Origin of the sequence: Klebsiella sp. MS 92-3, from assembly GCF_000195655.1 — a bacterium.
Classification (GTDB): domain Bacteria; phylum Pseudomonadota; class Gammaproteobacteria; order Enterobacterales; family Enterobacteriaceae; genus Klebsiella; species Klebsiella pneumoniae.
In genome coordinates, this window is sequence record NZ_GL882855.1 from 76946 (window position 1) to 81834 (window position 4889).

Sequence of the window (4889 nt, forward strand, 5' to 3'; positions counted from 1 at the left end):
GGGCGCGCGGCGGGGATCCTCGTGCTGGTCGGGGTGGTCAATCTGCCCATCATTCATTACTCGGTCTACTGGTGGAACACCCTGCACCAGGGCTCGACCAACCTGCAGCAAACCATCGACCCAAGCATGCGTCTGCCGCTGCGGATCTGCATCTTTGCCTTCCTCACGCTGTCGGTCACCCTGACCCTGATGCGCCTGCGTAACCTGATCCTGCAGCTGGAGCGCCGTCGACCGTGGGTGGTGGCGCTGGTGAATAAAGGAGCCGCCCGATGAGCCCCGCCTTTTCGTCTTTCGCCGCCTTCCTGAATATGGGCGGCTATGCCGTGTACGTCTGGCTGGCGGTGGCCGTGGCCGTCGCCGCCTTTGGCCTGCTGACGGTGCATACCCTGTGGGCGCGGCGGGCGCTGTTCCATGAGGTGCGACGCCAGCAGGCGCGCGAGCGGCGGATCGCTGCCGCCCGCGAACATGACAAGGAGGGCGCGGATGCAAGCGCGTCGTAAAACCCGGCTGTATATCGTGCTGGCGGTGCTCGCCGGACTTGGGCTCACCGTCAGCCTGACGCTGTACGCCCTGAGCAGCAATATCGATCTGTTCTACACCCCGGGGGAAATTATCTACGGCAAAACGGAAACCCGGGCGCTACCCCATACCGGGCAGCGCCTGCGGGTGGGGGGCTACGTTCAGCCGGGCTCCCTGCAGCGCGACCCGCAAACTCTCGACGTGCGCTTTAAGCTGTATGACGCCCGCGGGGTGGTGGACGTCAGCTATAAGGGCATTTTGCCGGACCTGTTTCGTGAAGGGCAGGGCGTGGTGGCCCAGGGCGTACTGGACGGCGAGCGGCATATTACCGCCCAGCAGGTGCTGGCCAAACATGATGAAAATTACACGCCGCCGGAGGTGAAAAACGCCATGACGCCGGAGAAAACGGGGGCGCAGCCATGATGCCGGAGCTGGGCAACTTTTTATTGTGTCTGGCGGCGGGGCTGGCGCTGCTCCTGAGCGTCTATCCCCTGTGGGGCGCGGCGCGGCAGGATCGGCGGCTGATGGCCCTGGCGCGGCCGCTGGCCTGGGGGCTATTCGCCTGTATCGGCGGCGCCTTCCTGCTGCTGGTGCACGCCTTTGTGGTCAATGACTTTACCGTCCGCTACGTGGCGGAAAACTCCAACAGCGCGCTGCCGGTGTGGTATCGGGTGGCGGCAACCTGGGGGGCGCACGAGGGCTCGCTGCTGCTGTGGGTTCTGCTGCTCAGCGTCTGGACCTTCGCCGTCGCCATCTTCAGCCGCCGGATGCCGCTCGACGCCGTCGCCCGGGTGCTGGCGGTGATGGGGATGATCGCCTTTGGGTTCCTGCTGTTTATCCTCTTTACCTCCAACCCGTTCAGCCGCGGCCTGCCGCAGTACCCCATTGATGGCCGCGACCTCAATCCGCTGCTGCAGGATATCGGCATGATTTTCCATCCGCCGATCCTCTATATGGGTTACGTCGGCTTCTCGGTGGCTTTCGCCTTCGCCATCGCCTCGCTGCTGGCGGGCCGGCTGGATACTGCCTGGGCGCGCTGGTCGCGTCCCTGGACCCAGGCGGCATGGATGTTCCTCACTCTCGGCATCGTGCTGGGCTCGGCGTGGGCATACTACGAACTGGGCTGGGGCGGCTGGTGGTTCTGGGACCCGGTGGAAAACGCCTCGTTTATGCCGTGGCTGGTGGGAACCGCGCTGCTGCACTCCCTGGCGGTAACCGAGAAGCGGGGCAGCTTCCGCGCCTGGACGGTGCTGCTGGCCATCGCCGCCTTCTCCCTGTGCCTGCTGGGCACCTTCCTGGTGCGCTCCGGGGTGCTGGTTTCGGTGCATGCCTTCGCCTCGGATCCGTCGCGCGGGCTGTTTATTCTGGTACTGCTGATTGTCGCCATCGGCGGGTCGCTGCTGCTGTACGCCCTGAAGGGCGGCCGGGTGCGGGCGCGGGTGGAACATACGCTTTGGTCGCGCGAGACGTTCCTGCTTGGCAACAATATCTTGCTGATGGCCGCGATGCTGGTGGTGCTCCTCGGAACGCTGCTGCCGCTGGTGCATAAAGAGCTGGGCCTCGGCAGCATCTCCATCGGCGAGCCGTTCTTTAACACCATGTTCACCGCCCTGATGGCGCCGTTTGCGCTGCTGCTGGGGCTGGGGCCGCTGATCCGCTGGCGGCGCGATGACGTCGCCAGGCAGATTAAGCGCCTGATTATCGCTCTGCTGGTGACGTTGTCACTTTCTCTGGCGCTGCCGTGGCTGCTGCAGGATCGTATCACCGCCATGGCGGTCACTGGCCTGATGATGGCCCTGTGGGTGCTGATCTTCGCCCTGCTGGAGGTTCACGAACGGGCCACCCACCGCCACGGTTTCTGGCGCGGCCTGCGCGCCCTGACCCGCAGCCAGTGGGGGATGGTGCTCGGTCACGTCGGCGTGGCGGTGACCGTTATCGGCATCACCTTCAGCCAGAACTACAGCGTGGAGCGCGATGTACGGATGCGTCCCGGCGACAGCATCGATATCCACCGCTATCACTTTGTGTTTAACGGCGTGCGCAATATCGTCGGGCCCAACTGGACCGGCGGCGAAGGCATTATCGCCGTGACCCGCAACGGCCGCCCGGAAGCGACGCTGTATGCTGAGAAGCGCTTTTACACCGCCAGCCGGATGATGATGACCGAGGCGGCGATCAGCGGCGGGCTGACCCGCGATCTGTACGCCGCGCTGGGGGAAGAGCTGAGCGACGGCAGCTGGGCGGTGCGTCTGTACTATAAACCGTTCGTTCGCTGGATCTGGTACGGCGGGGTGCTGATGGCCCTCGGCGGTCTGTGCTGCATGCTCGACCCGCGCTACCGGATGCGTAAGAAGCTGCAGGAGGCCTCATGAACCGGAAGCTACTGTTTATCCCGCTGGTGCTGTTTCTGGCGCTGGCCGCCGCGCTGTTCTGGCAGCTGATGCGCAACGCCGATGGCGATGACCCGACGACCCTCGAGTCGGCGCTGATTGGCAAACCGCTGCCGGAATTTCGCCTTGAAGCGCTGAATACCCCCGGTCAGACGCTGGACCGACGGACGCTGATTGACGGCAAGCCGCTGCTGCTCAACGTCTGGGCCACCTGGTGTCCAACCTGTCGCGCCGAGCATCAGTTTCTCAACGGCCTGGCGCAGCAGGGCGTGAGGGTGGTGGGGATGAACTACAAAGACGATCGCCAGAAGGCGATGAGCTGGCTGCAGCGCCTGGGTAATCCCTACAGGCTGAGCCTCTACGACGGCAACGGCATGCTTGGCCTGGATCTCGGGGTCTATGGCGCGCCGGAGACGTTTCTCATCGACGGTCAGGGCATTATCCGCTGGCGGCACGCCGGCGACCTGAACGAACGGGTGTGGCGCGAGGAGCTCCAGCCGCTGTGGGATCAATACAACCGGAGGGCGGGCTGATGAGACGTGTAATAGTCATCCTGCTGGCGCTGATGCTGACCGGCCAGACGTGGGCCGCCATCGATACCTGGCAGTTTAAGGATGAGGCCCAGGAGCAGGCCTTCCGCGAGATCACCTCCCAACTGCGCTGCCCGAAATGCCAGAACAACAGCATCGCCGACTCAAACGCGATGATTGCCGCTGATATGCGGCAGAAGGTGTACGAGCTGATGCAGCAGGGGAAAACGAAAGGGCAGATCGTTGACTATATGGTGGCCCGCTACGGTCATTTTGTCAGCTACGAGCCGCCGCTGACCGCGGGCACGGTGCTGCTGTGGCTGGGGCCGGGGCTGTTCGTGCTGGCGGGCGCGGGAGTGATTATCGCCCGCGCGCGCCGTCGCGACATTCCTGACGCGGCGCTCAGCGTCGAAGAGCGCCAGCGGCTGGCGGCATTATTGCAAGAAGGAAAAGAACGATGAGCCTGTTGGTAGTTATCGCCGGGCTGTTGCTGGCTGGCGCGCTGGGGCTGCTGTACTTCCCGTGGTCGGGCAAAGGGGCGGTAGACCGCGATGCCCTCAACCGCGCCCTGTACCAGTCGCGCCTGCAGGAGCTGGCGCAGGAGCGCGGCGAGGACAACCCGGCGCTGGTCGTCGAACTGCAGCGCACCCTGCTGACGGATATTCCGCCCCAGGCACAGTCTGGCGAACGGCCGTTACGCCGCTGGGCGCTGCTTCCGGGCGCGCTGCTGCTGGTGGTCCTGAGTCTGGGCCTGTATCTGAAAACCAGCGATATTGGTCAGGTGCTGCTCTGGCAGCAGGCTGAACGACATTATCCTGCACTGTTGCAGCAGGTTAAGGACCCGACGGCGGCGCCGCTGCGAATGGATGAGCTGGCGGAGCTGCGGCTTGGCCTGCGCAGCCACCTGCAGGATACGCCGAACGACCTCGCCGGCTGGCAGCTGCTTGGGCGGCTGGGCCTGTTGTTAAACGATGGCGAGACGGCGATCGGCGCCTTTGGCCGGGCGCATGCTCTGGCGGCGGACGACCCGGCGGCGGCTTTCGATTACGCCAGCGCGCTGGTGCGGGCGGGAGATAGCGGCCAGGTTCGGATGGGCGAGCTGCTGCTGCGCGACCTGCATCAGCGGCAGCCGAACAGCCTGCCGGTGCTTGAGATGCTGGCCCTGAGCGCGGTGCGTAATGAAGATTACCCCGAGGCCGTGGCGGCCCTGCAGGCGTTGCTGGCCCGGCTACCGGAAGGGGATGCGCGGCGCGAGGCGATCGTCCGCCAGCTGGCGCAGGCGCAGCAGCAGGCGCAATAACTGCCCGGCGGCGCTGAACGTGGGGTCTGCCGCGAGGGCGGTACGGTCAGCCCTGGTTTTGTAGGCCGGGTCAGGCGCAGCCGCCACCCGGCAAAAAATCGGCTCCGTGCCCGCTGTCCTTGCCCGGCGGCGCTACGCTTGCGCGGGCCT

General features: G+C 65.3%; 6 protein-coding genes and 1 pseudogene. All 7 read left to right on the forward strand.

Annotation, left to right across the window (positions count from 1 at the left end; all coding sequences use genetic code 11):
- Nucleotides 1-273: pseudogene (locus tag HMPREF9538_RS30550) on the forward strand (heme ABC transporter permease); the annotation flags it as partial.
- On the forward strand, nt 270-500 hold the full coding sequence (ccmD, locus tag HMPREF9538_RS04205) for a heme exporter protein CcmD (protein ID WP_004218114.1): 231 nt from the start codon (nt 270-272) through the stop codon (nt 498-500). The pseudogene HMPREF9538_RS30550 and the gene ccmD, both read left to right, overlap by 4 nt.
- On the forward strand, nt 484-942 hold the full coding sequence (gene ccmE / locus HMPREF9538_RS04200; RefSeq protein WP_004143391.1) for a cytochrome c maturation protein CcmE: 459 nt from the start codon (nt 484-486) through the stop codon (nt 940-942). Before ccmD ends, ccmE begins: the two co-directional genes overlap by 17 nt.
- The gene (locus HMPREF9538_RS04195) at nt 939-2891 is read left to right on the forward strand and encodes a heme lyase CcmF/NrfE family subunit (RefSeq protein WP_009486118.1); all 1953 of its coding nucleotides are present in this window, start codon (nt 939-941) and stop codon (nt 2889-2891) included. The genes ccmE and HMPREF9538_RS04195 overlap by 4 nt, the downstream gene beginning before the upstream one ends.
- Entirely contained in the window at nt 2888-3442 is a 555-nt protein-coding gene (locus HMPREF9538_RS04190; protein WP_002908216.1) for a DsbE family thiol:disulfide interchange protein, read from the forward strand. The genes HMPREF9538_RS04195 and HMPREF9538_RS04190 overlap by 4 nt, the downstream gene beginning before the upstream one ends.
- A gap of 11 nt (nt 3443-3453) precedes the next feature.
- Complete coding sequence (locus HMPREF9538_RS04185; RefSeq protein ID WP_074194234.1) at nt 3454-3900, forward strand: cytochrome c-type biogenesis protein; 447 nt, start codon at nt 3454-3456, stop codon at nt 3898-3900.
- Nucleotides 3897-4739: a c-type cytochrome biogenesis protein CcmI gene (ccmI, locus tag HMPREF9538_RS04180; RefSeq protein WP_009486120.1), complete on the forward strand. Its 843-nt coding sequence runs from the start codon at nt 3897-3899 to the stop codon at nt 4737-4739. Before HMPREF9538_RS04185 ends, ccmI begins: the two co-directional genes overlap by 4 nt.
- Nucleotides 4740-4889 lie beyond the last annotated feature (150 nt).

What these genes read in the sequence shown, in the direction of transcription:
- ccmD (WP_004218114.1), top strand. Translation starts at nt 270, where the DNA reads ATGAGCCCCGCCTTTTCGTCTTTCGCCGCCTTCCTGAATATGGGCGGC.
- ccmE (WP_004143391.1), top strand. Translation starts at nt 484, where the DNA reads ATGCAAGCGCGTCGTAAAACCCGGCTGTATATCGTGCTGGCGGTGCTC.
- HMPREF9538_RS04195 (WP_009486118.1), top strand. Translation starts at nt 939, where the DNA reads ATGATGCCGGAGCTGGGCAACTTTTTATTGTGTCTGGCGGCGGGGCTG.
- HMPREF9538_RS04190 (WP_002908216.1), top strand. Translation starts at nt 2,888, where the DNA reads ATGAACCGGAAGCTACTGTTTATCCCGCTGGTGCTGTTTCTGGCGCTG.
- ccmI (WP_009486120.1), top strand. Translation starts at nt 3,897, where the DNA reads ATGAGCCTGTTGGTAGTTATCGCCGGGCTGTTGCTGGCTGGCGCGCTG.